This window comes from Nocardiopsis sp. M1B1 (assembly GCF_052466615.1).
The window spans coordinates 4318235-4342917 of record NZ_CP196194.1 but is presented as its reverse complement, the minus strand read 5'-3'; the positions used below and the strand labels follow the sequence as shown (position 1 = coordinate 4342917).

General features: G+C 74.4%; 20 protein-coding genes. 14 read left to right on the top strand and 6 right to left on the bottom strand.

Annotated features, from left to right (window positions below):
• Positions 1-11: 11 nt before the first annotated feature.
• Together ACSTA4_RS18825 and ACSTA4_RS18820 are read right to left on the bottom strand one after the other, a co-directional pair.
• A complete protein-coding gene (locus ACSTA4_RS18825) occupies positions 12-2066 on the bottom strand; it encodes a helix-hairpin-helix domain-containing protein (protein ID WP_444960426.1) in 2055 nt (684 codons plus the stop codon).
• Positions 2067-2333: 267 nt separating this feature from the next.
• On the bottom strand, positions 2334-2957 hold the full coding sequence (locus tag ACSTA4_RS18820) for a MarR family winged helix-turn-helix transcriptional regulator (protein ID WP_444960425.1): 624 nt from the start codon (positions 2955-2957) through the stop codon (positions 2334-2336).
• A 100-nt stretch (positions 2958-3057) separates the two neighbouring features.
• Between ACSTA4_RS18820 and ACSTA4_RS18815 the strand changes: the two genes are divergently transcribed.
• Complete coding sequence (locus ACSTA4_RS18815) at positions 3058-5334, top strand: LLM class flavin-dependent oxidoreductase (RefSeq protein ID WP_444960424.1); 2277 nt, start codon at positions 3058-3060, stop codon at positions 5332-5334.
• A gap of 411 nt (positions 5335-5745) precedes the next feature.
• Here the strand turns inward: ACSTA4_RS18815 and ACSTA4_RS18810 are convergent, their stop codons facing one another.
• Positions 5746-6699 (bottom strand): aldo/keto reductase, encoded by a 954-nt coding sequence (locus ACSTA4_RS18810; RefSeq protein WP_444960423.1) that lies wholly within the window; start codon positions 6697-6699, stop codon positions 5746-5748.
• Between the two features lie 293 nt (positions 6700-6992).
• Here ACSTA4_RS18810 and ACSTA4_RS18805 point away from each other — a divergent pair, with 293 nt between their 5' ends.
• The 4 genes from ACSTA4_RS18805 to ACSTA4_RS18790 all read left to right on the top strand — a co-directional run bounded on the left by ACSTA4_RS18805 (position 6993) and on the right by ACSTA4_RS18790 (position 10393).
• Positions 6993-7814 (top strand): histidine phosphatase family protein, encoded by an 822-nt coding sequence (locus ACSTA4_RS18805; protein ID WP_444960422.1) that lies wholly within the window; start codon positions 6993-6995, stop codon positions 7812-7814.
• Positions 7815-8085: 271 nt separating this feature from the next.
• The gene (locus ACSTA4_RS18800) at positions 8086-8667 is read left to right on the top strand and encodes a DUF3090 domain-containing protein (RefSeq protein ID WP_274973824.1); all 582 of its coding nucleotides are present in this window, start codon (positions 8086-8088) and stop codon (positions 8665-8667) included.
• Positions 8668-8725: 58 nt separating this feature from the next.
• On the top strand, positions 8726-9478 hold the full coding sequence (locus ACSTA4_RS18795) for an SCO1664 family protein (protein WP_212643797.1): 753 nt from the start codon (positions 8726-8728) through the stop codon (positions 9476-9478).
• A gap of 123 nt (positions 9479-9601) precedes the next feature.
• Positions 9602-10393 carry an HAD-IIA family hydrolase gene (locus ACSTA4_RS18790; RefSeq protein WP_235432201.1) on the top strand — a complete coding sequence of 264 codons (792 nt, stop codon included), beginning with the start codon at positions 9602-9604 and terminating at the stop codon, positions 10391-10393.
• 217 nt (positions 10394-10610) lie between these two features.
• Here the strand turns inward: ACSTA4_RS18790 and ACSTA4_RS18785 are convergent, their stop codons facing one another.
• On the bottom strand, positions 10611-10994 hold the full coding sequence (locus ACSTA4_RS18785) for an RNA polymerase-binding protein RbpA (RefSeq protein WP_013153776.1): 384 nt from the start codon (positions 10992-10994) through the stop codon (positions 10611-10613).
• An 853-nt stretch (positions 10995-11847) separates the two neighbouring features.
• Here ACSTA4_RS18785 and ACSTA4_RS18780 point away from each other — a divergent pair.
• The 9 genes from ACSTA4_RS18780 to ACSTA4_RS18740 all read left to right on the top strand — a co-directional run bounded on the left by ACSTA4_RS18780 (position 11848) and on the right by ACSTA4_RS18740 (position 20961).
• Complete coding sequence (locus ACSTA4_RS18780; RefSeq protein WP_444960421.1) at positions 11848-13209, top strand: ATP-binding protein; 1362 nt, start codon at positions 11848-11850, stop codon at positions 13207-13209.
• Positions 13209-13613, top strand: a complete 405-nt coding sequence (locus tag ACSTA4_RS18775) for a roadblock/LC7 domain-containing protein (protein WP_013153774.1) — start codon at positions 13209-13211, stop codon at positions 13611-13613. The genes ACSTA4_RS18780 and ACSTA4_RS18775 overlap by 1 nt, the downstream gene beginning before the upstream one ends.
• Positions 13610-13969, top strand: coding sequence for a DUF742 domain-containing protein (locus ACSTA4_RS18770; protein ID WP_274973820.1), 360 nt, complete (start codon positions 13610-13612; stop codon positions 13967-13969). The genes ACSTA4_RS18775 and ACSTA4_RS18770 overlap by 4 nt, the downstream gene beginning before the upstream one ends.
• On the top strand, positions 13950-14606 hold the full coding sequence (locus tag ACSTA4_RS18765; RefSeq protein ID WP_444960420.1) for a GTP-binding protein: 657 nt from the start codon (positions 13950-13952) through the stop codon (positions 14604-14606). Before ACSTA4_RS18770 ends, ACSTA4_RS18765 begins: the two co-directional genes overlap by 20 nt.
• Positions 14607-14650: 44 nt before the next feature.
• A complete protein-coding gene (locus ACSTA4_RS18760; RefSeq protein ID WP_444964208.1) occupies positions 14651-15877 on the top strand; it encodes a cytochrome P450 in 1227 nt (408 codons plus the stop codon).
• On the top strand, positions 15877-17121 hold the full coding sequence (locus ACSTA4_RS18755) for a cytochrome P450 family protein (protein WP_444960419.1): 1245 nt from the start codon (positions 15877-15879) through the stop codon (positions 17119-17121). Before ACSTA4_RS18760 ends, ACSTA4_RS18755 begins: the two co-directional genes overlap by 1 nt.
• A 133-nt stretch (positions 17122-17254) precedes the next feature.
• Entirely contained in the window at positions 17255-18469 is a 1215-nt protein-coding gene (locus tag ACSTA4_RS18750; protein ID WP_444960418.1) for a cytochrome P450, read from the top strand.
• Positions 18469-19719 (top strand): cytochrome P450 family protein, encoded by a 1251-nt coding sequence (locus tag ACSTA4_RS18745; RefSeq protein ID WP_444960417.1) that lies wholly within the window; start codon positions 18469-18471, stop codon positions 19717-19719. The genes ACSTA4_RS18750 and ACSTA4_RS18745 overlap by 1 nt, the downstream gene beginning before the upstream one ends.
• 297 nt (positions 19720-20016) lie before the next feature.
• On the top strand, positions 20017-20961 hold the full coding sequence (locus tag ACSTA4_RS18740) for a hypothetical protein (protein ID WP_444960416.1): 945 nt from the start codon (positions 20017-20019) through the stop codon (positions 20959-20961).
• Positions 20962-21283: 322 nt separating this feature from the next.
• Here the strand turns inward: ACSTA4_RS18740 and ACSTA4_RS18735 are convergent, their stop codons facing one another.
• Positions 21284-22984 (bottom strand): ABC-F family ATP-binding cassette domain-containing protein, encoded by a 1701-nt coding sequence (locus tag ACSTA4_RS18735; protein ID WP_444960415.1) that lies wholly within the window; start codon positions 22982-22984, stop codon positions 21284-21286.
• 152 nt (positions 22985-23136) lie between these two features.
• The gene (gene rox / locus ACSTA4_RS18730; RefSeq protein WP_444960414.1) at positions 23137-24579 is read right to left on the bottom strand and encodes a rifampin monooxygenase; all 1443 of its coding nucleotides are present in this window, start codon (positions 24577-24579) and stop codon (positions 23137-23139) included.
• Positions 24580-24683 lie beyond the last annotated feature (104 nt).

Genomic DNA, 24683 nt, shown 5'->3' with positions numbered 1-24683 from the left:
GAACTGCGGGTCTACCCCTCGCGCAGAATCCTCACCAGGCGGGTCGTCCGCTCCTTCGCCGCGTTCTCCCGCACACCGGTCTCCAGCCCGCCGCCGGTCGCGTCCACCAGCGACACGTGCCGCGTCGCCCGGGTCAGCGCCGTGTACGCCTGCGGCCGCGACACCGGCACCTCCGGCGGGAACACCGCCACCACGGCGGGCCACCGGCCCCCGTGTGCGGCGGCCACCGTCACCGCCCAGCCCGGGCGCAGCGCCGCCGGGTCGGTCACCTTCACCCGACCACCGCCGACCAGCTCCACCACGGCACCGCCGTCCACCTCGCGCAGATGGCCGGTGTCACCGGGCCCGTAGCCGGGGCCCTCCGCCGTGAACAGCACCCGGTCGCCCACGTCGAATCCGCCGTGCGCACCCGGCCCCGGGTTCAGCCTCTCCTTGCACGCGGCGTTGACCGCCCGCGCACCGGCCGGGCCGTCCTCCCGCGCGGTCACCACCTGCACGTGCTCGGCCCCGATCCCCAACGCGCGCGGAATCGAGTCCGTCACCAGCTGCACCACCCGGTGCACCGCCTCCTCAGCCGACGCCGCCGGAACCCGCACCACCTCGCGTCCGGGCGCCTCCACCTCGGGAACTCCGCCCGAGGCCACGCCCGCCGCCAGTTCCGCGATCGGCCCCGGCTCGTCGTCGTCGGCGACCTCGGCCACATGCGCGGTCCGCGAAGCGGCGATGTCCACCACCACCTGGCCCGGCGTGGCCGAGGGCGCCTGGTTCGGGTCGGCCAGCAGCACCAGGTGGGCGTCGTCCGCACACACCGAAGCCAGTTCGGCGGCACGGGCCGCGCCCACCGACATCGCCTCGCACAGCACCACCAGACCGGCCTTCAGCGGCGCCTGCGCCAGGAGCGCGGGCAGCGACACCGCCCGCACGGGGGACTGAACGTCCTCGCCAACTCCCTCCTGGCCCTGCTGTGTCTGCTGGCTCGGCTGTTCCGGCTGTTCCCGGTTCTCCCGCGCTTCGTCAGCCTCTTCGGACCCCTGCTCGCCCGAAGCCCCCTGCGTCAGCGGGGTTTCCTGTGCCTCCGAAGCCACCGGAGTCCTCGACGTTCCCTGCTCGTCCGAGGCCGCGGCAGCGACCTCGTCCCCCCGCGCCGCTTCGTCCTCCCCGGCACCCCGGATCTCCTCGGCAATCCCGGCCTCAGGTGCCCCTCCGGCACCCCCGGAAGCCCGCGCCCCCTCCGAACCCGCGCCCACGGCCCGCTCCCCGCGGACCCGCGCCAGGTCGGCGTTGACGGCCGCCGCGGCCTGCGCGGTCGGTGCCGCCACCGCGATCCCCACCTGGCTGTCGGTGGCGATCGCGTCCAGGCACACCAGCGCCCGCGCGATCTCCGCGGCGTCGCCGGGGCCGTGCCGCAGCACCGTCACCGGGCGCAGGGTCGCCGTCACCACGGCCTCGCGCGTGCGCTCCGAGATGGTGAACCCGCCCTGCTCCACGGCCGCGTCCACCGTCTCGCCCGCGGTCATCGAGTCCATGATCGGCTCGTTGCCGCCGATCAGCCGCAGCAGCTGTTCGCCCAGCCGCTGTTCGGCGTGCCCCACCTCGGGCAACGCGTAGAACAGTTCGGTGTCGGGCAGGTCCGGGACCCCGCCCTCGCTGAAGTCGAAATCCTCGTCGTCGTCCTCGTCGGTGCTCTCCAGCACCACCGCGCTCCCGTCGGCCACGGCCGCCTCCAGCGCGGCGGCCGGATCGGCCACCCCGAACCCGCCCACGACCGAGGCCAGCTTCTTCTCCTCGACCACGGTGTGCCCGCGCGCGGCGGACATGCGCAGCACGTGCCCGGTGAGCGCCGCCAGCCGCCGGGGGTCGCCGGGCCGCGCGGCCTCGCCCAGGTGCCTGCGGGCGCAGAAGTCGGCCTGCTCCGGGGTCACCTGCGGCAGGCGCAGCAGCAGCCACGGGTTCGCGTCCAGCGCGGCTGCGGCCCCCGGCCCCAGCACGCCCAGCAGCCGTGGCGCCAGGGCGCCCGGCGCGCCCATCCGGTCAAGGACGGCACTGACCTGTTCTGCCTCGGACACCTCGGGCGGTTCCCCTCGTCATACGGTTCACGGACTCTGGGGGAGCCTATCGACTGGCGACGACGCTCGGTTCCGGCTTCCGGGGTGCGCCCGCCGCCGCCCGCCCCGGCCGCCGTCGCATGCCGTCGTCCGGGCCGGTCGCCGTCGTCCGCGCCGTTCGCCCTAACTCCGCGCGTCTCCCGGACGCGTTCCGGAGCCTCCCCCCGACCCCGGAACGCCCTGGCCCCGGAAACCTCCCCGACCCCGGGAGCGCCCCCGGCCCGCCCACTACTCCCGCTTCGCCCGGTTCCCGCGCCCGCGCCGCCCCTCCCGCTTTACCGGCCTCCCGACCGGGTCGTCCGGACCGACGACCTGGCGCACGGCCGCGCACGGGTCGGTCGTGGGGGAGGACTCCTGGACGGCGACGGCCGCGTGCTGGGCGATCCGGCGGAACAGCTCGCGCGCGGGCGCGTCGAGTCCCGCCAGGATGTGCTCCTCCGCCTCACGCACGCGTTCGCTGAGCGAGGCCAGCACCTCGTGGCCGTGCGCGGTGGCGCACACCCGCCGCACCCGCCGGTCGCCGGGGTCCACCCGGCGCCGCACGAGGTCGGCCTCCTCCAGGTCGTCGAGGAGGTAGGTCATCACGCTGCGGTCGATGAGCAGCCGCTCGGCCAGGGCCGCCTGCGTGGGGGGCTCGCCGAGTGAGACCGCGGTGAGCACGTGGTAGCCGCGGCTGCCGTGCGGGACGTCGTCCAGGACCGCCTCCACCCGCTCGTGCCACCGGCGCAGGAGCACGGCCAGCGACCAGCCCAGGTTGGTGTCCTGTCCCGGAACCGGGTCCGCGCCCGGGTCCGTGTCCGGGCCCGCGTTCCCGGCCGGGGTCCGGCCGGGCTTCGGAGTGGGGAGTGCCATGCTCCGAGGCTACCAGGAATAGGTGGCACACAAGATAAGTTGTTGCCAACATCGTTGATTCGACAAACTAGTTCCGGCTTCCTCCCGAGGAGAGAACCCAATGCCCGACTACGGACACCCCCTGAGGTTCGGCACCTTCATCACACCCGCGGCGCAGGACCCCGACCGCACCGTCGCGCTCGCCGAACTCACCGAGGCGGCCGGACTGGACCTGGCCACCTTCCAGGACCACCCCTACAACCCCGGCTTCCTCGACACCTGGACCCTGCTGAGCTGGGTGGCCGCGCGCACCACGCGCCTGAGCGTGTCGGCCAACGTCCTCAACCTGCCCCTGCGCCCGCCCGCGATGCTCGCCCGTTCCGCCGCCAGCCTCGACCTGCTCTCCCACGGCCGCTTCGAACTCGCCCTGGGCACCGGAGCGTTCTGGGACGGCATCGAGGGCATGGGCGGAAAGCGCCTCACCCCGCGCCAGGCCGTCGACGCGCTCAGCGAGGGCATCGACGTCATCCGCGCCGCCTGGGACACCGACGCCCGCGGCGGCGTCCGCGTCAACGGAGAGCACCACCGCGTGCGCGGCATGAAGCGCGGCCCCGCCCCCGCCCACGAGATCGGCATCAGCCTGGGCGCCTACAAGCCCCGCATGCTGCGCCTGGTCGGCGCGAAGGCGGACGGCTGGCTGCCCAGCCTCGGCTACCTCAAGCTGGAGGACATGGCCGGGGCCCACCGGACCATCGACGAGGCCGCGCTGGCCGCCGGGCGCGACCCCCGCCAGGTCCGCCGCATGCTCAACCTCGCCCAGATCGCGTTCCTGCCCACCGGGAAGGACTTCCTCCAGGGCCCGCCCGAGCAGTGGGTGGACGACCTGCTGCCCCTGGTCCTCGACCACGGCTACTCCACGTTCATCGTGGGCACCGACGACCCGCGCACCATCCAGACCTTCGGCGCCGAGGTCGCCCCCGCCCTGCGCGAGGCCGTGGACCGCGAACGCGCCGACGCGGGCACCGACACCGGCCCGGCCCGCGCCGCCGCCTCCCTGGCCGCGCGCCGCTCCGGCATCGACTACGACGGCGTCCCCGAGAGCCTGCGTGAGCACGCCGTCGAACCCGGCGACCGCGCCTACGCCCGCGTCCGCCACGGCTACATGCAGAAGGGCTCACCGGGCCTGGTCCTGCGCCCCGGCAGCGCCGAGGAGGTCGCCGAGGCCCTCGCCCACGCCCGCGCCCAGGACGCCGACCTGCACGTGCGCAGCGGCGGCCACGGCATCAGCGGACGCTCCACCGGCGACGGCGGCGTCGTCGTGGACCTGTCGCGGATGAACGGCGCCGAGGTGCTGGACGCGGACTCCGGCCTGGTCAGGCTCGGCGCCGGGGCCCGCTGGGGCGATGTCGCCGACACCCTCGCCCTCCACGGCCTGGCGCTCAGCTCGGGCGACCACGGGGGAGTGGGCGTCGGGGGCCTGGCCACCACCGGCGGCGTGGGCTACATGTCCCGCGCCCACGGCCTGACCATCGACAACGTCACCGCCGTCGAGGTGGTCACCGCGGACGGAACGCTCGTGCGCGCCGACGCCGACCACCACCCCGACCTGTTCTGGGCCATGCGCGGCGCGGGCGCCAACTTCGGCGTGCTCACCGCCGTGGAGGCCACGGCCGCCCCGGTGCGCGACGTGGTCCTCGGCCAGTTCGTCTACGACGCGACCGACACCGCCGCCTTCCTCCGGGCCTGGGGCGAGGTCGCCGAGGCCGCGCCGCGCGAGGTCACCGCCTTCCTCACCACCGGCCCCGCGCGCGGCGGGCGCGGCCCGGCGGCCCAGGCCATGGTGGTCTACGCCGGGGAGGACACCGACCTGGCCGTGCGGGCGCTGGAGCCCTTCCTGTCCGTGGGCCCCGTCCTGGACCAGCGCGCCCAGCTCTCGCCCTACCCCGCGATCCTGGTCCGACCCGACGGGCCCCACCAGGGCCACGGTCTGCCCGAGGCGCGCTCGGGTCTGCTGCACCACGTCACCCCGGACGCGGCCGAGGGCCTGGCCGGGCTGCTCAACTCGGGCGACGTCATGTTCATGCAGCTCAGACAGGTGGGCGGCGCGGTCAACGACCTGGCGGCCGACGCCACCGCCTACGCCCACCGGTCGCAGAACTTCGTGTTGGCGGCCATGACGGCGACCCGCAGCGCCGTGCGCATGGACCAGCGGTGGGCGGACCTGGACAAGCACCTGGAGGGCATGTACCTGAGCTTCGACACCCGTACCGGGCCCGAGGTGCTCGCGCAGGCCTTCCCCGAGCCCACCCTGGACAGGCTGCGGGCCCTGAAGGCCGTGTACGACCCGCACAACGTGTTCGACAAGAACTTCCCGATCCCGCCCGCGACCCGGGGCTGACCGGGCCCGGCCGGAAGCCGGGCGGCCGGTGGGGCGTCCCCCGCGTGCGCGTGCGCCGGGGGGCGGCCACGGCCGACCCTTCAGCGCCGGATCGCGTCCCCCGCGTGCGCGGCTCCCGTGTGCGCGTGCGCCGGGGGCGTCGCCGCCGGTCGGTGCCGCTCCGCGCGTTCCCCGCGCGTGGGTTCCGGGGTGGAGAGGGCCCGCCTGTGGACTTGCCCGCCGTGAAACCGTTCGCGGACGCATCGCACGGGTGGGGCGGGCGCGGTCACCGCACGGGCGTCGCCGGTTCGCGCGGCCCGGGGGAGGAAGCGCCCCGAGAGGCCGCCGAGGACGGTCGCGCCCCGTTTCCATGGACACCGAGGGAGCGCCGGCGGGGGAGGGGCAGGGGGAGCGCAGACGAGGGGAGGAACGTCAGCGCTCGGAGCGCGCCGTGGCGTCGTCGAGCGCGTCGCGGATCTTGGGCGGCAGCTCCACGCCCTCCACGCCCAGGATCTCCTCCAACTGCGCGAGGGTGCGCGGACCGACCACCGCCGCGGCCACGCCCTCCTGGTCGCGCGCCCAGCTCAGCGCCACCGCCAGCGGCGACACGCCCAGGCCCTCGGCCGCCGTGCACACCGACTCCACCACCCGGCGGCTGCGGTCGTCCAGGTAGGGCTCCACGTACGGCGCCATGTGGGGGAAGGCCGCCCGCGAGTCCGGCGGAGTCCCGTTGCGGTACTTGGCGGTGAGCACACCGCGGCCCAGCGGCGACCAGGCGATGAGGTGGGCCCCGGACACCGCCGCGGCGGGCCGCAGGCCGTGGTCGGCGCCCCGGTTGAGCAGCGAGTACTCGGTCCCCACGCTCACCAGGGGCACGCTCCCGGGCCGCGCGCGCTGCCAGGTGGCCAGGGTCGCGAACTGCCACGACTCCAGGTTCCCCGTGCCCACGTAGCGCGCCTTGCCCGCCGCCACCGCCGTCTCCATCGCGGCCAGCGACTCCTCGGGCGGTGTGGAGGGGTCGAACACGTGCAGCTGCCACAGGTCCACGTAGTCGGTCTGCAGGCGTCTCAGCGAGGCGTCCAGGGAGGCCAGCAGGTGCCGCCGGGAGGCGTCCACCGGCCGGTAGCCGTCGGGCGTGTGGCCGGTCTTGGTGGCCACCACCACGTCCTCGCGGCGCACCGAGGCGCGCAGCAGGCGCCCCAGGATGCGCTCGCTCTGGCCGCCGGTGTAGATGTCCGCGGTGTCCACGAACGTGCCGCCCGCGTCGACGAACGCGGTGAGCTGCTGCCCGGCCTCCTCCTCGGAGGTGTCCTTGCCCCAGGTCATCGTGCCGAGAGCGGTACGAGAGACCCAGAGCCCTGATCTGCCCACCTGTCGCTGTTCCATGCGGCGGAGAGTACCGCGTCCGTCCGACGCCGTCCTTCGGGCACACCCCCGCCGCTCCCCCCGAACGCGGCCGTGACCGGGGAGTTCGCCGCGCCCGCGCCCGTGTTCCGGCTCCGCGAACGGGCTCCTCGAACCTGGTGGCCCGGATCGGCCGCGCCCGCCGCGGCACACCGTTCCCGCGACCGCGGCCGGGGTCATCGACGAGGCCGGACAGTTCGCCCTGGCCGGACACCGTTCCCGCGATCGCGGCCGGGGTCCTGCCCTCCCGTCCGCCACGGGCCTACCCTGTGACCATGGCGACACCCGCAGCACCCCAGGACACTCCGCCCCCACCGCCCGCACCCGAGGCGGTCACCCTCCTCCTCATCCGGCACGGGATGACCGACGCCACCGGCCCCCGCCTGGCGGGGCGCGCCGAGGGCGTCCACCTCAACGACACCGGCCGCGTCCAGGCCGCGCACCTGGCCGGTCGGCTCACCGGGCTGCGACCGGCGGCCCTGATCTCCAGCCCGCTTGAACGCTGCCAGGAGACCGCCGAGGCCGTCGCCGCGCAGCTCGGCGTCCCCGTCACCACCGACGAGCGCTTCGTGGAGTGCGACTACGGCTCCTGGACCGGCCGCGGCCTCGGCGAACTGTCCGACGAACCCCTCTGGCGCGTGGTGCAGGACCACCCCAGCGCCGCGCGCTTCCCCGGCGGGGAGGCCCTGGCCGAGTCCTCGGCCCGCGCGGTCGCGGCCGTGCGCGACTGGAACGCCCGCCTGCTCACGGCGCCGCCCCAGGACCCGGCCCCGGGCGCCCCGTCCGAGGCCTCGCCCCCGGGCGCCCCGTCCGCGCCCCAGGACCCGCCCGTGTACGTGGTGTGCAGCCACGGCGACATCATCAAGGCCGTCGTCGCCGACGCCCTGGGCATGCACCTGGACCTGTTCCAGCGGCTGCGGGTGGACCCCTGTTCGGTCACCTCCATCACCTACACGCGCACCCGTCCCTTCCTCAACAAGCTCAACGACACGGGGGAGAGCCTGACCGCGAGCCTGCCGACCCCCGCCGAGGCCAGCGGCGACGCGGCCGTGGGCGGCGGCGCGGGCTCCCAGGAGACCGCCGCCGACGCCCCCTGAGGGTCCCGCCTCCGCGTCGGCGGGCCGCCGGGACTCGCCCCCCGTGCGTCCCGCCCGGCTCCGACGGGCCGCCGGGAGACCTCGGCGGCCCACGGGGGCCGGTGCGGCGGCCCGCTCCGCGGGGACGGACCGACGGCCTCGACGGCCGAGACCACGGCACCGCGGCGCGGCGCGCACCCGCCCGGCGCCCGGCCCTTCGGCCCCACCCGGGCCCACCAGCGCGTCCGGCAGGTTTGGCACCGGGAGGCCCGCATCCCGTAAGGTTCTTGGCATGCCCGTCTTTCAGTTCAATCCGCCGGAGCGGTTCGTCGCGGGGACCGTGGGCCAGCCGGGAGACCGCACCTTCTTCCTCCAAGCCGTGGGCGAGGGGCGCATCACCAGCGTGGTCCTGGAGAAGGCGCAGGTCGAGGCGCTCGCCACCCGTATCGAGGAACTACTGGAAGAGGTGCACCGGCGCTTCGGCTCCCCGCCGGAGGACACCGCTCCGCCCGAGGACGACGCTCCCCTGGAGCAGCCCATCGAGCAGGACTTCCGGGTCGGCACCCTGGCCCTGGCCTGGGACGCCGAGGCCGCCCGCGTCATCATCGAGGCCCAGGAGATCGACGAGACCGCCGGTGAGGACCTGCTGGAGGACGACGAGGAGGAGCTGGAGGTCTTCGCCGAGGAGGCCCCCGCCCACCGCGACGTCCTGCGCGTCTACCTCACCCCCGGCGCTGCGCGCTCCTTCGCCGGACGCGCGCTGAAGGTGGTCGCCGCCGGACGCCCGGACTGCCCGCTGTGCGGACGCCCGCTCGACCCCAACGGCCACATCTGCGTACGCCAGAACGGCTACCGACCGGACAGCCTCGTCTGAGCACGCCGATGAGCACACCAGCGGCGGGCCGCCGGGCGCGCAGACCCGGGGGCCCGCGATGAGGGACACAGCCGACGCCTTCGACGGCCTCAGCCCGGCCGTCGGGCTCGACCTGCTCCGCACCGGCGAGATCACCGTTGAGGGGCGGCTGACCGCCGCCTCCAACGCCACCCTGTACTGCACCGTCTCCGACGGCGTGCGCTCGGCCGCCTGCGTGTACAAGCCGGTGGCGGGGGAGCGGCCGCTGTGGGACTTCCCCGACGGGACCCTGGCCGGGCGCGAGGTGAGCGCCCACGCCGTCTCCGAGGCCCTGGGCTGGGGGATCGTCCCGCCCACCGTGCACCGCGACGGCCCGTTCGGCGAGGGCATGGTGCAGCTGTGGGTGCACGGCGACTCCACCGTGGACCTGGTCGCCCTGGCACGGGAGACCGACAACACCGACCTGCGCCGCATGGCGGTGTTCGACGCGGTCATCAACAACTCCGACCGCAAGATCGGCCACCTGCTGCCCACCCCCGGCGGGCACCTGTACGGCTGCGACCACGGGGTCTCCCTCGCGGAGGACTACAAGCTGCGTACCGTGCTGTGGCAGTGGCAGGGCCAGCCGCTGCCCCAGGACGCCCTGGAGGCCCTGGGGTCGGTGCGCGACCAGCTCGCCGACGCGGACAGCGCCCTGTCCGAGGAGTTGGCGCGGCACCTGACCGGACCGGAGGCCTACGCGGTGCGCAGCCGGGTGGATCTGCTCATCCGGCACGGCATCCACCCCTACCCGGCGCCGGACTGGCCCGCGGTGCCCTGGCCGCCGATCTGAGCCCGGGGGCGGCCTTCGCCCGCCGCGCCTTCGCCCGCGGCCGGGACCGGACCGGTGTGAGGGTGCTCGCCTACCAGGGGGTGGGAATGGCGTGCTCCCTCCCCCTGACGGCACAATGGGCACGTGAGCAACGAGTGGAACTACCTATTCGACATGGACGGCGTGCTCGTACGCGAGCAGCACCCCATCCCGGGCGCGGACGAGCTCATCGCGGAGCTGCGCGAGAACGGGATTCCGTTCATGGTGTTGACCAACAACTCCATCTACACCCCCCGCGATCTGCGTGCGCGTCTGCTCAGCTCGGGCCTGGACATCCCCGAGGAGTCGATCTGGACGTCGGCCCTGGCCACCGCCCAGTTCCTCCAGACCCAGCGCCCCAACGGGTCGGCCTACGTCGTCGGCGAGTCCGGCCTGACCACCGCCCTGCACAACGTCGGCTACGTGATGACCGAGCGCGACCCCGACTACGTGGTGCTCGGTGAGACCCGCACCTACAGCTTCGAGGCCATAACCCGCGCGATCCGGCTGGTCCGCGGCGGCGCGCGGTTCATCGCCACCAACCCCGACGAGACCGGTCCCAGCGCCGAGGGCCCGCTGCCCGCCACGGGTGCGGTCGCCGCGCTGATCGAGAAGGCCACCGGCCGCCGCCCCTACTTCGTGGGCAAGCCCAACCCGCTGATGATGCGGTCGGCGCTGCGCCGGATCGGCGCGCACTCGGAGAACACCCTGATGGTGGGCGACCGGATGGACACCGACGTGCTCAGCGGTCTGGAGGCGGGCCTGCAGACGGTGCTGGTGCTCTCGGGCATCTCCGAGCGCGAGACCGCCGAGCAGTTCCCCTACCGCCCCACCCGTGTGATCGGGTCGGTCAAAGAGCTGGTGGGCATCACCCGCGACCCCTTCCAGCGGGACTAGCGCTTCCAGCGGGACCGGCGTCCGCGCCGGGGACGCCGCGGAGGGGCGCACGCCGCCCTCCCGCGGTTCTCCCTCGGTGATCCTGCTCGCAGTGCCGTCGTGGGCGCCCACGACGGCACTGCGAGCAGGATCACTCCTGCGGTCCGGGTGTTTCCGGGGGTCGATACGACGACGGGGGCGGCGGACCGTGTCCGCCGCCCCCGTGTGTCGCGGGTGCTCAGGCGCTCTGCCGCTGCCTGGCGATCTCCTCCACCTTGGCCGCCTCCTCGCGGCGGCGGGCGCGGAGCAGGGCCAGGCGCTCGGCGAGGACCTCTTCCAGGTCCTCCATGCTCCGGCGCTCCAGCAGCATGTCCCAGTGGGTGCGCGTGGGCTTGGCGTTCTTGGGCTCCTCGCCGGAGCCGTCCCGCCGCAGGGCGCGGTCGCCGCAGAAACGGCACTCCCACTCGGCGGGAATCTCTGCCTCGGTCGCGAAGGTGACCGAGAAGCGGTGGCCCCGGGTGCAGTCGTAGGTGACTTCCTGCCGCGGAGCCAGGTCGGTGTTGCGGTCGTTCTCGTAGCTCGTCGCCCCGAGCCGGGTGCCGCGAAGTGCTCGCTCGGCCATCGTGTGGGTGCCTCCAGGCGCTTGTGCGGTCTCGCGGGGTGTAACGCGTCGGTCCACGTCAAGATTCCCCGCTGACCTGAGGTCGAACCACCTCCGGCGTCCGGGGGCCACCCCGATCCCAAAACATCGTCCGGTGCGCTGAGTGTGGCACATGTGACCTGGGGCACTCCAGGCTGCCTGTTTCGGGTGTGTCTCTATATACGCCTGCCGGGGACGAAAAACATCCGCTAAATCCCCCGCTTTCGCCCTCCCGGTGCCCCCTCCTGCCTGGTGGGGGCGGGAACGCGCCCCCGAGGCCGAATCGACAGCGGCGGAGTCCCTCCGGTCGGCACCCGTTCCGCTCGCGCGCCCCGCCGGTCGGCGTCCGCCCCGGCCGGACCCGTGGCCGACTCAGGCCAGTTCCGCGCCGACGCCCGCGGCCGCTCCCGGCCACCCGCGGCCGCGGGGCAGCCTCGCACCGACCCCGCCCGTCACACTGTGTCCACCCTCACCGTGCTTCCCTCCGCGCCCGCCGCCGTGCGGTTCCCGCAGTTCACGACTGGAAAAGGCGTGCGCCCGACAATGGCTTCCGGAAAAGGTCGGACGTTCCCGCCCCGCTGATTATCACTCTCCGGAATCCGTGCTGTGGTAGGGAATCCGGCTCTCCGTCCCCCGTGTGCGATAAGGATTCCATTGTGCCGACATGGCCGCCCGAGGTGTCTGGTGGTATGTTGACTCGCCGTGTACCGAAAAGCGTAGGTCGGGGAAATTAATCCCCTTCCTTTGGATGTGCACATCGTGCCGGAAATGTCCCCTTCGGTGCGTCCTCACGTGCCGGAACCAGGAGCGACGGCGCGGCCGGACGTGGAGCCCCATGACTGCTGAGACCCCCCTCCCCCGAGGAGCCGTGCCCGCGTCGCCGTCCGCGCCGCGCTGGCTCCTCCTCCCGCTCGCGGCGCTGCCCTTCTGGGCCGTGCCCCTGTGGGCCGCGCCCGAGGCCCGGACCCTGCCCGTCCTGGCCGCCTCCGCGGTCCCCCTCCTGCTCCTGCTGGTCCTCGCGGTGCTGCTCGACCGGCGCGCCCGGCGGATTCGGGACCTGGGCGCCCGGCTCGACGCGCTGCGCGCCGACACCGCCTCCCTGGCCGACGAGCACCTGCCGCTCCTGGCCCGGCGCCTGCGCGCGGGCGACTCCGCAGACACCGCCCTGCGCGCCCTGCCCCTGTCCGCCGACCACGGGGGCCACGCCGTCCTGCGGGCCGCCGCCACCGAGATCGCCGCCGCCGAACGCCGCCGCTCGGCCGCCATGGCCGCCTGCGCCACCGCCGCCGGACGCGTCCAGGCCCTGAGCACCACCATGCTCGCCGACCTGCGCCGGATGCAGGAGCGCCACGGCGACGGGGACACCGGCGCCGACGTCCTCGGCGACCTCATGCACCTGGACCACAGCACCGCCCAGGTCGGACGCGTCGCCGACAGCATCGCCGTCCTCACCGGGGCCCGCTCCGGCCGCCGCTGGGGCCGGGCCATCGGCATGGAGAGCGTCGTCCGCGGCGCCATGGCCCGCATCGGCGCCTACCAGCGCGTCCGCGTGCACAACGCCTCCACCCAGGCGGTCGCCGGGTTCGCCGCCGAGGGCGTCATCCACGCCCTGGCCGAGATCCTGGACAACGCCGCCAGGTTCTCCCCGCCCACCGCCGAGGTGCACGTCCACGTCGAGGAGGTCCAGGCCGGAATCGCGGTCATGGTCGAGGACGGCGGCCTGGTCATGGGGGAGGAGGCGCTGCGCCGCGCCCGCCGCACCGTCGAGAACGGCCTGGACCTGGCCGCCATCTCCGGAACCCGCCTGGGCCTGTCGGTCGTCGGCCAGATCGCCCACCGCTACGGCCTGTCGGTGTCCTTCCGCTCCTCCTCGCGCGGCGGCACGGCGGTCGTCCTCCTGCTGCCCCGCAAGCTCGTCAAACCCCTCCCCGAGCCCGTGGTCCCCGACTCCTCGGCGTCCCTGCCCGGGGCCGCACGGGAACCCGGCACCGCCCCCACACCCGCCGCGATCCCCCCGGCCTCGGCGGAGACCGCCGCGGAGGACGTGGACGGACTGCCCCGGCGCCGCCGCGGCCGGACCCTCGCGGCGGCCGAGAACACCAGGCCCGCACCCCGCAGGAGCAACCCCGCCGCCGTGGCGAGGGGCTTCGGCGAGTTCCGCTCCGCGGTGCGCGGCCCGAACGACAAGGACGCATGATGGACCTCGACACGCTGACCTGGCTCCTCGAAGGCCTCCTGGAACGCACGCCCGGCACCCGCCACGCCCTCGTGCTCTCCCGCGACGGGCTCAAGCTCTGCCACAGCTCCGGCCTGCGCGCCGACAGCGCCGACCACCTCGCCGCGATCGCCGCCGGGGTGCAGAGCCTGGCGCACAGCGCCTCGGTGGAGTTCGGCGACGGGGCGGGCGGCGTCCGCCAGGCCATGGCCGAGTTCTACGGCGGCCTGCTGTTCATCGTCGAGGCCGGACACGGCGCCCACCTGGCCGTCATCACCTCCGAGGAGGCCGAACCAGGTCTGGTCGGCCACAACATGAACGAGCTGGTCGAGCAGATGGGCGAGCACCTGACCACCCCGCCCCGCGCCGGAGCCGGACCGGTATGACGCGCCCGCACCAGCAGGAGGGTCCGGACCGCCTCTACGTCATCACCTCGGGCCGCAGCAGCGGGGCCGACGACTCCCTGGACGCGGTGACCCTCATCGTGGCCGAGAGCGCGCCCACCCCCGGCATGCAGTCCGAGCACGCCCGGATCCTGCGGCTGTGCCGCGGCCCGACGGCGGTGGTGGAGATCTCCGCCCACCTGCGGCTGCCCGTGGCGATCGTGCGAATCCTGGTCACCGACCTGCTCGACACCGGCCTGGCCACCGCGCGCCACCCCCGCCCCGCGCCCTCACCGGCCCACCCCCTCGCCTCCCCGGACGTGTTGGAGAAGGTCCTCGTTGCACTCCACAACCTCTGATCCCCCCTCGGCCCCGCTCCCGGACTCCCCGCCCGCCCCGGCGGACCGCGCCCGCGAGACCGCCCGCGTCCCGCTGCCCGACACCGCCGAGTACGCCCTCAAGATCGCGGTCGTGGGCGGCTTCGGGGTCGGCAAGACCACCCTGGTCCGCTCGGTCAGCGAGATCCGCCCGCTCAGCACCGAGGAGACCATGACCCGGGCGGGGCACGGCGTCGACGACGTGGACGGGGTGGAGTCCAAGCGCGCCACCACCGTCGCCTTCGACTTCGGCCGCATCACCCTGGACGCCGCCTCGGTGCTCTACGTCTTCGGCGCCCCGGGCCAGGAGCGCTTCTGGTTCCTGTGGGACCGCCTCTTCTCCGGAGCCCTGGGCGCGGTGGTCCTGGTGGACACCCGGCGCCTGGAGGACTCCTTCTACGCCATCGACCGCCTGGAGGCCCAGGGCACCCCCTTCGTCGTGGCCCACAACGACTTCGGCGAGGCCGAGCACAGCCTGGAGAAGGTGCGCGCCGCCCTGGACCTGGACGCCTCGGTACCGCTGCTGCGCTGCGACGCGCGCGCACGCGACTCGGCCAAGCAGGTCCTCATCGCGCTGGTCGGCCACGTCCGCGCCCTGGTCAAGGAAGCCGCCCGGTGAGCGGCCCCGGGACCCGCCCGGTCAGCGGTACCCAGACCTGTCCGGTGAGCGGCACCGGGACCTCCCCGGTCCGCCTCCACGATCCCCGCTTCAACGCCGACCCCCAGGGCTCCTACCGGGCCATGCGCGCCGAACACGGTTCCGTGGTGCCCGTGCTCATGGAGGGCGACGTCCCCGCGTGGCTGGTCATCGGCTACCACGAGCTCCACCACGTCCTCAACACCCCCGAGGTGTTCGCGCGCGCCTCGCACCGCTGGAACGCCTGGGACCGGGTGCCGCCGGACTGGCCGCTGCTGCCGCTGGTGATGCAGCTGCCCACGGTCCTGTACTCGGAAGGGGACGCGCACCGCAGGCGCGCCGGAGCGGTCGCCGACGCCCTGGCCGGGACCGACCCGCACGAGCTGCGGGCGGTCACCGCGCGCCTGGCCGACCGCCTCGTCGACGGGTTCTGCGCCTCGGCAGGGACGGACCTGCGCCCCTCCTACACCGCCCGCCTGCCGGCCCTGGTGCTGAGCTGGCTCTACGGCCTGGACGACGAGCGCGGCGACCACGTCTCCTCCCTCATGACCACCATGATCGACGGCGGGGCCCGGGCACTGGAGGCCCAGCGCGCCCTCCTGGCCGCCATGACCGAACTCGTCGCCCGGCGGCGCGCCGAGCCCGGACCCGACGTGGTCTCGCGCCTGCTCGCCCACCCGGCGGGCTACACCGACGAGGAGGCGGTCCCCGAACTGGTCGTCCTGCTCGGGGGCGGCAACCAGCCCACCGGCGAGTGGCTGGGCAACGCGCTGCGCCTGATGCTCACCGACGACCACTTCGCCTCCTCCCTCGCGGGCGCCCGCCGCAGCGCCCGGGAGGCCCTCAACGAGGTCCTGTGGGAGGACACCCCCACACAGGTCCACGCGGGCCGCTTCGCCGCCCACGACGTGGAGCTGGGCGGACAGCTCATCCGCCGGGGCGACATGGTGCTGCTCGGGCTGGCGGGGGCCAACACCGACCCGCGTGTGCGCTCCGCGGGCCCCGCCCTCGGTGACCGGGGCAACCACGCCCACCTGTCCTTCTCCCACGGCGAGCACTCCTGCCCCTACCCGGCCCAGGAGATCGCCGAGGTCGTCGCGGTGACCGGCATCGAGGTCCTCATGGACCGGCTGCCCGACCTCGAACTGGCCGTCGACCCCTCCGAGCTGCGATGGCGCCCTTCACCCTGGGTGCGGGGCGTCGCCTCACTGCCCGTGGCCTTCACCCCCGTACCGCCCCTGGGAGCGAACTGATGCCCTGCCCCGTCCAGCACGACCCCCACGGCGCCCTGGTCCTGGACCCCCACGTCACCGACCTGCGCGCCGAGCGCGAGGCCCTGTACGCCGCGGGACCCCTCACCCGGGTCGAACTGCCGGGCGGCGTGACCGCCTGGGCCGTCACCCACCACGAGGCCGCCCGCGCGCTGCTCACCGACCCCCGCCTGGTCAAGGACGTCGCCCACTGGGACGACTACCAGAGCGGCCGCATCCCCGAGGCCTGGCCCCTGCTCAGCACTATCCCGCCGACCCCCACCAACCTCCTGGGCACCGACGGGGCCGAGCACCGCAGGCTGCGCCTGCTCACCGCCCGGGCCTTCTCCGCGCGCAGCGTCGAGCGCCTGCGCCCGCGCGTCAGCGAGCTCACCGCCGAACTGCTCGACGCCATGGAGCCCCGCGCGCACGAACCCCTGGACCTGAAGTCGGAGTTCGCCTTCCGGCTGCCGATGAACGTCATCGGCGAGCTGTACGGGGTGGACCGGAGCGAATTCGACCACCTGCGCGAGCTGTACGTGAAGTTCTTCTCCTCGGTCACCGGCCCCGAGGAGTTCATGCGGGTCTACACCACCCTGGAGAAGTACTACGACGACATGGTCGCCGACAGGCGCGCCCGCCCCGGGCAGGACCTGACCAGCGACCTCCTGCGGGCGGACGAGAACGGCGACTCCCTCACCGACCTGGAGGTGCGCGGCACCCTCCAGGTCACCGTGGCCGCGGGCCACGAGACCACCGTCAACCTGCTGTGCAACGCCGTGCGCGCCCTGCTCGCCCACCCCGACCAGTTCGCCCTGGTCAAGGAGGGGAAGGTCGGCTGGGACGCGGTCGTGGAGGAGACGCTGCGCTACGACCCGCCCACCTCCAACATGATCTTCCGGTTCGCCACCGAGGACGTCGAGGCCGCCGGGAGCACGATCCGCAAGGGGGAGGCGCTCATGGTCTCCTACGGGGCGGTCAGCCGCGACCGGGCCGAGCACGGTGAGGACCCCCACCCCGACGCCTTCGACCTCACCCGCTCCCAGGGCCGCCACATCTCCTTCGGGTACGGGCCGCACGTGTGCCCCGGAGCCACCCTGGCCCGCATGGAGGGGCGGATCGCCCTGCCCATGCTCTTCGAGCGCTACCCCGACCTGGAGCTGGCGGTCCCCGACGGGGAGTTGCGCCACCACCCCTCGATCATCGTCAACAGCCTCCGGGAGCTGCCCGTCCTGCTGCGTCCCTGACGCGTCGGCCGAACCCGGCCCGCGATCCCCTCGGGCCCGCCTCCGGTGCCCCCGCAACCCCGGAGACGGCCCCGAACCCGTCCCCGACGGCCGAGCCGACGGCCGCCCGCCCCCTTCTCCCAAAGGACCGAGAGTGGCCGACCCCGTCCGGCTGTACGACCCCGGCTTCAACGCCGACCCCCAGGGCTCCTACCGGGCCATGCGCGCCGAACACGGTTCCGTGGTGCCCGTGCTCATGGAGGGCGACGTCCCCGCGTGGCTGGTCATCGGCTACCACGAGCTCCACCACGTCCTCAACACCCCCGAGGTGTTCGCGCGCGACCCCCGCCGCTGGAACGCCTGGGACCGGGTGCCGCGGGATTGGCCGCTGCTGCCGGTGCTCGCGCCCCAGCCCAACCTGCTGTCCGCCGAGGGGGAGGAGCACCGGCGCCGCACCGCCGCGGTCAACGACGCCCTGAACGGGGCCGACCCGCACGAGCTGCGCGCGGTCACCGCACGCCTGGCCGACCGCCTCGTCGACGGGTTCTGCGCCTCCAGCGGCACCGACCTGCGCACGCACTACGCGCAGCGGCTCCCGTCCCTGGTCCTGTGCTGGATGTACGGCCTCGACGACGACCGCGGCGAGGCGGTCACCACCCTGATGGGCACCATGTTCGACGCCGGTCCCGACGCGGTCGGGGCCCACGTCGAGATCGTGGCCGAGTTCACCCGGCTCGTCGCCTCCCGCCGCGCCGAACCCGGACCCGACGTGGTGTCCCGGATGATCGCCCACCCGGCGGGCTACGGCGACGCCGACCTGATCGCCGAACTGGTCGCCGTCCTGGGCGGCGCCCACCAGACCACCTCCGAGTGGATCGGCAACGCGCTGCGCCTGATGCTCACCGACGACCGCTTCTCCGCCTCCATGGCGGGCGCCCGCAGCAGCGTCCGCGAGGCCCTGGCCGAGGTCCTGTGGGAGGACTCCCCGTCCCAGATGAACGCCGGGCGCTTCGCCGCCCGCGACGTCGAGCTGGACGGCAGGGTCATCCGCAGGGGCGACCTGCTCCTGCTGGGCTACGCCGCGGCCAACAAGGACCCGCGGCTGCACACCGGCGAGCGCTCCTCGGCCGTCCGGGGCAACCACGCCCACCTGTCCTTCTCCCACGGCGAGCACAGCTGCCCCCACGCCGCGCAGGGGATCGCCGAGGTCATGGCGGTCACGGCGGTGGAGGTGCTGCTGGACCGCCTGCCCGACGTCGAACTGGCCATCCCCGCCGAGGAGGTCCGCTGGCGGCCCTCGCCCTGGGTGCGGGGAGTCGTCTCGCTGCCGGTCGCCTTCACCCCCACACCCCCGCAAGGAGTCCTGTGATGCCCTGCCCCGTCCAGCACACCCCCGACGGAATCCCGCTGGTGCACGCCGTCCCCGACGACGTGCAGGCCGACCGCGAACGCCTCCACCAGGCAGGACCCGTAACCCGGGTCGAGCTCCCCGGCGGGGTCCGCGCCTGGGCCACCACCCACCACGAGGTCAGCCGCGCCACCCTCAACGACCCCCGGTTCGTCAAGAGCGTCGACCACTGGGACGACTACCAGAGCGGCCGGGTCCCCGAGGGCTGGCCGCTGATGGGCACGATCCCCACCGACGGCTCCAACATGCTGGCCCAGGACGGCGCCGCCCACCGGCGCATGCGCAGGCTCACCGCCAGCCCGTTCTCGGCGCGCCGGGTGGAGCGCCTGCGCCCGCGCATCGAGGAGATCACCGCCCGGGCACTGGACGCCCTGGAGCCGCGCGCGCACGAACCCCTGGACCTGAAGTCGGAGTTCACCTTCCGGGTTCCCATGGGGGTGATCGGCGAACTGTACGGGGTGGCCGAGGCCGAGTACGCCCAGCTCGGCGAGATGTACGCCAAGCTCTTCTCCGGCACCACCGAGGAGGGCGAGCACCTGCGGATCTACGGCGCCCTGTTCCAGTTCTTCGCCGAGATGGTCGCCCGCAAGCGCGCCAGCCTGGACGAGCACGACGACTTCACCACCGACCTGCTCAGGGCCCGGGAGGACGGCGACTCCCTCAGCGACACCGAGGTCACCATCACCCTGCTGACGGTGGTGGCGGCCGGGCACGAGACCACCGTCAACCTGCTCAACAACGTGGTGCGCGCCCTGCTCGCCCACCCCGACCAGTTCGCCCTGCTCAAGGCGGACAAGGTCACGTGGGAGCAGGTCGTGGAGGAGACGCTGCGCTACGACCCGCCCAACAACGTCATGATGTTCCGTTTCGCCACCGAGGACGTGGAGGTCGGCGGACAGACCATCCGCAAGGGCGAGGCGCTGATGACGCACTACGGCGCGGCCACCCGCGACCGCGCGGAGTTCGGCGAGGACCCGGACCCGTCCGTCTTCGACCCGCAGCGCACCAAGGGGCGCCACATCACCTTCGGGTACGGCCCGCACATCTGCCCCGGGGCGCCGCTGTCGCGCCTGGAGGCCGGGATCATCCTGCCGATGCTCTTCGAGCGCTTCCCCGACCTGCGGCTGGCCGTCCCCGACGAGGAGCTGCGGGTGCAGTCCGCGCTCTCGGTGACCAGCCTGAGGGAGTTCCCGGTCGTGCTGCGTCCCTGACCGATGGGCCGCACGGCGTGCGGTCGGTTCCCGCGACCCGGGCAGCCCTGGCCGGGGGAGCGGGGTCCGCGCCGTGCGGCCCTCGTCGCGTTCCGGCCGGGGCGGCGTGGGCGGGGTGGTTCGCGTCGCGGCCCGGGCGGTACCGGGATCGGCCTCCCCGCTGCCCCGGGGTCGGTAGGGGCCCGGGACGGTCCCCGCCCCGTGTCAAGAAGTCCTTACGCCGCGCGACCCCCGTGTTGACGCCTCCCGGCCGTAGGCTCGGCTGGCCGCCGGTCCTCACGGGGGAAGGGAACGGACATGACGCCGACCAGGCTGGCCGCCGCCGCGGCCCTGGCCATGATCGTCGCCTCCGGCTGCGGGGCGCCGCCGGACGCCGCCCCGGGGGAGGGGTGGCCGCTCCACCCCACCGCCCTGCCCGGGCCCCGGCCCGGGCAGCCGGACGCCGACGGCGCGCCGCACGGACCTGAGCGGTCCGCGGCCCCGAGCGCCGAGCCCCGGGGCGGGCCCTCCCCGCACGGACCCCTCGCCGGAACCGGTGCGGAGGACGCGCGCGCGGTGGCGGCGTCGGGCCGGACCGTCGCGGACTACATGGACTCCCTGGCCCGGACCGGGGACCCCGGGCGGATGCGCGAGGGGCTGCCCCGCACCGCCGAGGACTCCGCCGCCCGCGCCCACCTGCTCCACCAGACGGCCATCGCCCAGGCCCGAGCCGACGGGGGCCGCCCCGCCCCGGACGCCGAGGTCGGACACACCCCGGACGGCTACGAGCTGTGCCCCGGCGGCGACCCGGACACCGAACCGGTCTGCGTCGCCTACGGCAGCTTCACCGCCGAGGACGGTCTGCTCGCCGACCTTCGCGTGGACGGCCGCGATCCGGGCCCCGGCCTGCTGGTCGCCGAGGACGTGACGGACGAGTCCGAGGGGGTGCGCGCCCGGCTGCTGACCGCCTACCGGGCCGCCTCCGACGAACCTTTGGAGGTGACGGTGGAGTTCACCACCGCCGACAGGGTCAGCCTGGACCTGTTCCAGGCCTCCTACGTCGGCGGCGGAGGCGAGGGAGGACAGGGCGGGGGCGGCGAACTCCGGACGAGCGAGGCGGCGGGGCGCTACGCGCTCGACGGCGGAGAGGGCACCCACGCCGTGTTCCTCTTCCCCGGAGCCGAGCCCGGCGGCACGCTCACCGTGGGCGGCTGCCTGGAGGAGTGCTCGGCCTTGATCGACATCGAACTGCCCGTCGGATAGCGGGCCGACCGAAAGTGTCCCCGGTGTGACGGGAGGTCCCTGACCTGCGTCTTGGCGAGTTCGGAGCGCCGAACCTTCGCGGCCACCGCCCTACCCGCGGTGCTCGCCGCGCATGATCCGCGCGGGCAGGTCCGAGACCAGGGTGCCGTACCCGGTCGCCGCCCCGACCGGGGGTGCTCACCGCGCATGACCCGCGCGGGCACACCGGTTCCGGCACCTCTCGGTCCCCACCCGCAGCGGTTCCGGTGCTCCCCGGTGGCGCCCGCACGCCAAGCCCGCGTCCTCGCCGGTTCGGTGTGACACGCTCCCGGTTCCGAGCCCCCTACCGTTCGCGGCGCACCCGCCCCTCGTCCCACACCGGTTCCGGCGCCTCGTACACGCCCCCATCGGCGCCGAACACCACGAACCGGTCGAACCCGCGCGCGAACCAGCGGTCGTGCGTCACCGCCAGGATCGTGCCGTCGTAGGCCTCCAGCGCCGACTCCAGCGCCTCCGCCGACACCACGTCCAGGTTGTCCGTGGGCTCGTCCAGCAGCAGCATCGTCGCCCCCGACAGCTCCAGCAACAGGATCTGGAACCGCGCCTGCTGACCGCCCGAGAGCGTGTCGAAGGTCTGCTCCGCGGCCCGGGCCAGCTCGTAGCGGTCCAGCGCCCGCCCCGCCTCGTCGCGGGGCACACCCCGGCGGGTGCCCTGCCCCCGGTGCAGGATGTCCAGCAGCGTGCGCCCCGCGAACTCGGGGTGCTCGTGGGTCTGCGCGAACCACCCCGGCAGCACCCGCGCGCCCAGCCGTGCCGTGCCGCTGTGCTCCACGGGCGCGACCTTCGCCCGGTCCTCCTCCGACAGCGCTGACTCCGAAAGCACAGACGACTCCGGATCGCTGCCGCCCCCGGCCGCCAGCCGCAGGAAGTGCGACTTGCCCGACCCGTTGGAGCCCAGCACCGCCACGCGCTCGCCGTACCAGACCTCCAGGTCGAACGGGCGCATCAGCCCGGTCAGCTCCAGTCCCTCGCACACCAGCGCCCGCCTGCCCGTCCGGCCGCCGCGCAGCCGCATCCGCAGGTTCTGCTCCCGGGGCAGCTTCTGCGGCGGCCCCGCCTCCTCGAACCTGCGCAGCCGGGTCCGCGCCGACTGGTAGCGCGAGGCCATGTCGGAGTTGTAGGCGGCCTTCTGCTTGTAGACGGCCACCAGCGCCCTGAGCTTGGCGTGCTCCTCGTCCCAGCGCCGCCGCAGCTCGTCCAGCCGCGCGAACCGCTCCCGGCGGGCGTCATGGTAGGTGTCGAACGCGCCCCCGTGCACCCACGCCGTGTTGCCCGCGGCGCCCAGTTCGACCGTGACGATCCGATCCGGCACCCGGCTCAGCAGCTCCCGGTCGTGCGAGACGAACAGGACCGTCTTGGGGGTGGCCAGCAGCGCCTCCTCCAGCCAGCGCTTGCCCGGAACGTCGAGGTAGTTGTCCGGCTCGTCCAGCAGCAGCACCGGCGCCGGGCCACGCAGCAGGGCCTCGATGACCAGGCGTTTCTGCTCCCCGCCCGACAGCGTGCGCACCTCGCGCCACCGGCAGCGCTCGTAGGGGACGCCCAGCGCCGCCGTGCAGCACTGGTCCCACACGACCTCGGCGTCGTAGCCGCCCGCGTCGCCGTAGCGGGCGATGGCCGAGGCGTAGCGCATCTGCGTCCTCTCGCCGTCGTCGACCATCATGGCCGCCTCGGCCGCCTCCAGGTCCGCGTGCGCCTCGCGCACCGGGGCGGGGGAGACCGACACCAGCAGTTCGTGCACGGTGGTCTCGTCGCGCACGTGCCCGATGAACTGCGGCATCACGCCGAGCTCACCGTCCAGGGTGACCGCGCCGCCTTGGGGGCGCTGCTCGCCGCGCACGATCCGCAGCAGGGTGCTCTTACCCGCGCCGTTGGCCCCGACCAGCGCCGTCTTGGACCCCTCGCCGACGCGGAAGGACACCGAGTCCAGCAGGACCCTGCCGTCGGGCAGGGTGTGGCCGACCTGGTTGACGTCGATGTAGCCCAAGACCGCTCTCCACAGGGGTTTCGCCGTAGGCTCCCGGTCACCGCCGCGAGCGCCCCGGCAGGTTTCCACGGTGCGATGCGCGCCCGCAACCGGTTTTCCCGGGTGCGGGCGGCGGAGCCGGGCAGCGGACGGCCCAGGTCAGAGGGGCGGGCTCAGCCCGCGGCGGCGCCGAACCACCTCGGCAGCCGGTCGAGCAGCTCCCCCTGGTCCCCGCCGGCCCACACCACGTGGCCGTCCGGCCGCAGCAGCACGGCCGGCGCGCCCAGCTCCCCGCTCGCCCCGCCGGCATCGACGACGTGGTCCACCCGGTCCGCCCAGCCCGTCACCGAGAGCCGACCGGTCCGGTCGAGCAGCAGCCCGCGCCCGCCGTGCGTCAGCTCGTACAGGCGCCCCCGCGTCAGGCGGATGTCGCGCATCCGCCTGCCGAGCAGCGCGTGCCCCCCGCCGAAGTCGTAGCGGACGTCCGTCGCGGTGACGAGCCCGGTCACGTACCGGTTCACCTCCTCGAAGTCCATCAGCGTGGAGAGCAGCTCGCGCAGCGCGACCGCGCCCGGCTCGGCGCCCAGCAGCACCATCTGCGCGCGGGTGCTGTCCAGCACGGCGGCGGCCACCGGGTGCCGCTCGGCGTGGTAGCTGTCCAGCAACCCCTCCGGCGCCCAGCCCGCGACCTCGGCGGCCAGCTTCCAGCCGAGGTTGAACGCGTCCTGGACACCGAGGTTGAGCCCCTGCCCGCCGGTCGGCGGGTGCACGTGCGCCGCGTCCCCGGCCAGCAGCACCCGGCCGACCCGGTAGCTCTCGGCCAGCCGGGTGGCGTCGCCGAACCGGGACAGCCAGCGCGGCGAGTGCACGCCGAAGTCGGTGCCCGCGTAGGCCCGTAGCTGCCGCCTGAACTCCTCCAGGGTCGGCGCGCTCGTGCGGTCCTCGGCCACCCCGTCGGCGGGCACGACGACGCGGTACGCCCCGCTTCCGTCCGCGAGGGGCCCGGCGCCGAACCGCAGTTGGGTCCCGCGGACCCGCGCGACGACGGCGGCGACCTCCTCCGGGTCCTCGGTCACCTCCATCTCGCCCAGGAGCGTCTCGACCCTGGCGGGGTCGCCGGGGAAGCCGACCCCCAGCAGCCCGCGCACCGCGCTGCGGGCCCCGTCGCAGCCGACGAGGTAGCGCGAGCGCAGGCGCGTGCCGTCCGCCAGTTCGGCGCTGACCCCGTCCCCGTCCTGGCTCAGCCCGACCAGCTCGACACCGCGTCGCACGTCGGCGCCCAGTTCGAGGGCGCGCTCGTTGAGCAGCCGCTCGGTGACCGGCTGCTCGACGGCCAGGCCGTACTCGTGGGCCGTGTCCAGCCCGTCGGGCCACGGCTTGGTGATGCCGCCGAAGATGCCGCCGATCCGGAACTTCTCCCCGACGGCGAGGAACCGCTCCAGCAGGCCGCGCTGGTCCATCACCTCCACGCTGCGCGTGTGCAGCCCCAGGGCGCGGGTCTGCCGGGTCGGCTCGGTGAGCCTCTCCAGCACCACCACGCGCACGCCGTGCAGCCGCAACTCACCGGCCAGCATCAGGCCGGTCGGTCCGCCGCCGACCACGGTCACGTCGATCATGAATTCCCCGTTCAACGAGATCGCTCTCCGCCGGCCGTTCCGCGTATTCCGGCGGGGTGCGCGTCCGCGCCCCCGCGAGCACATCACGGTGCCCACCAGCGGTT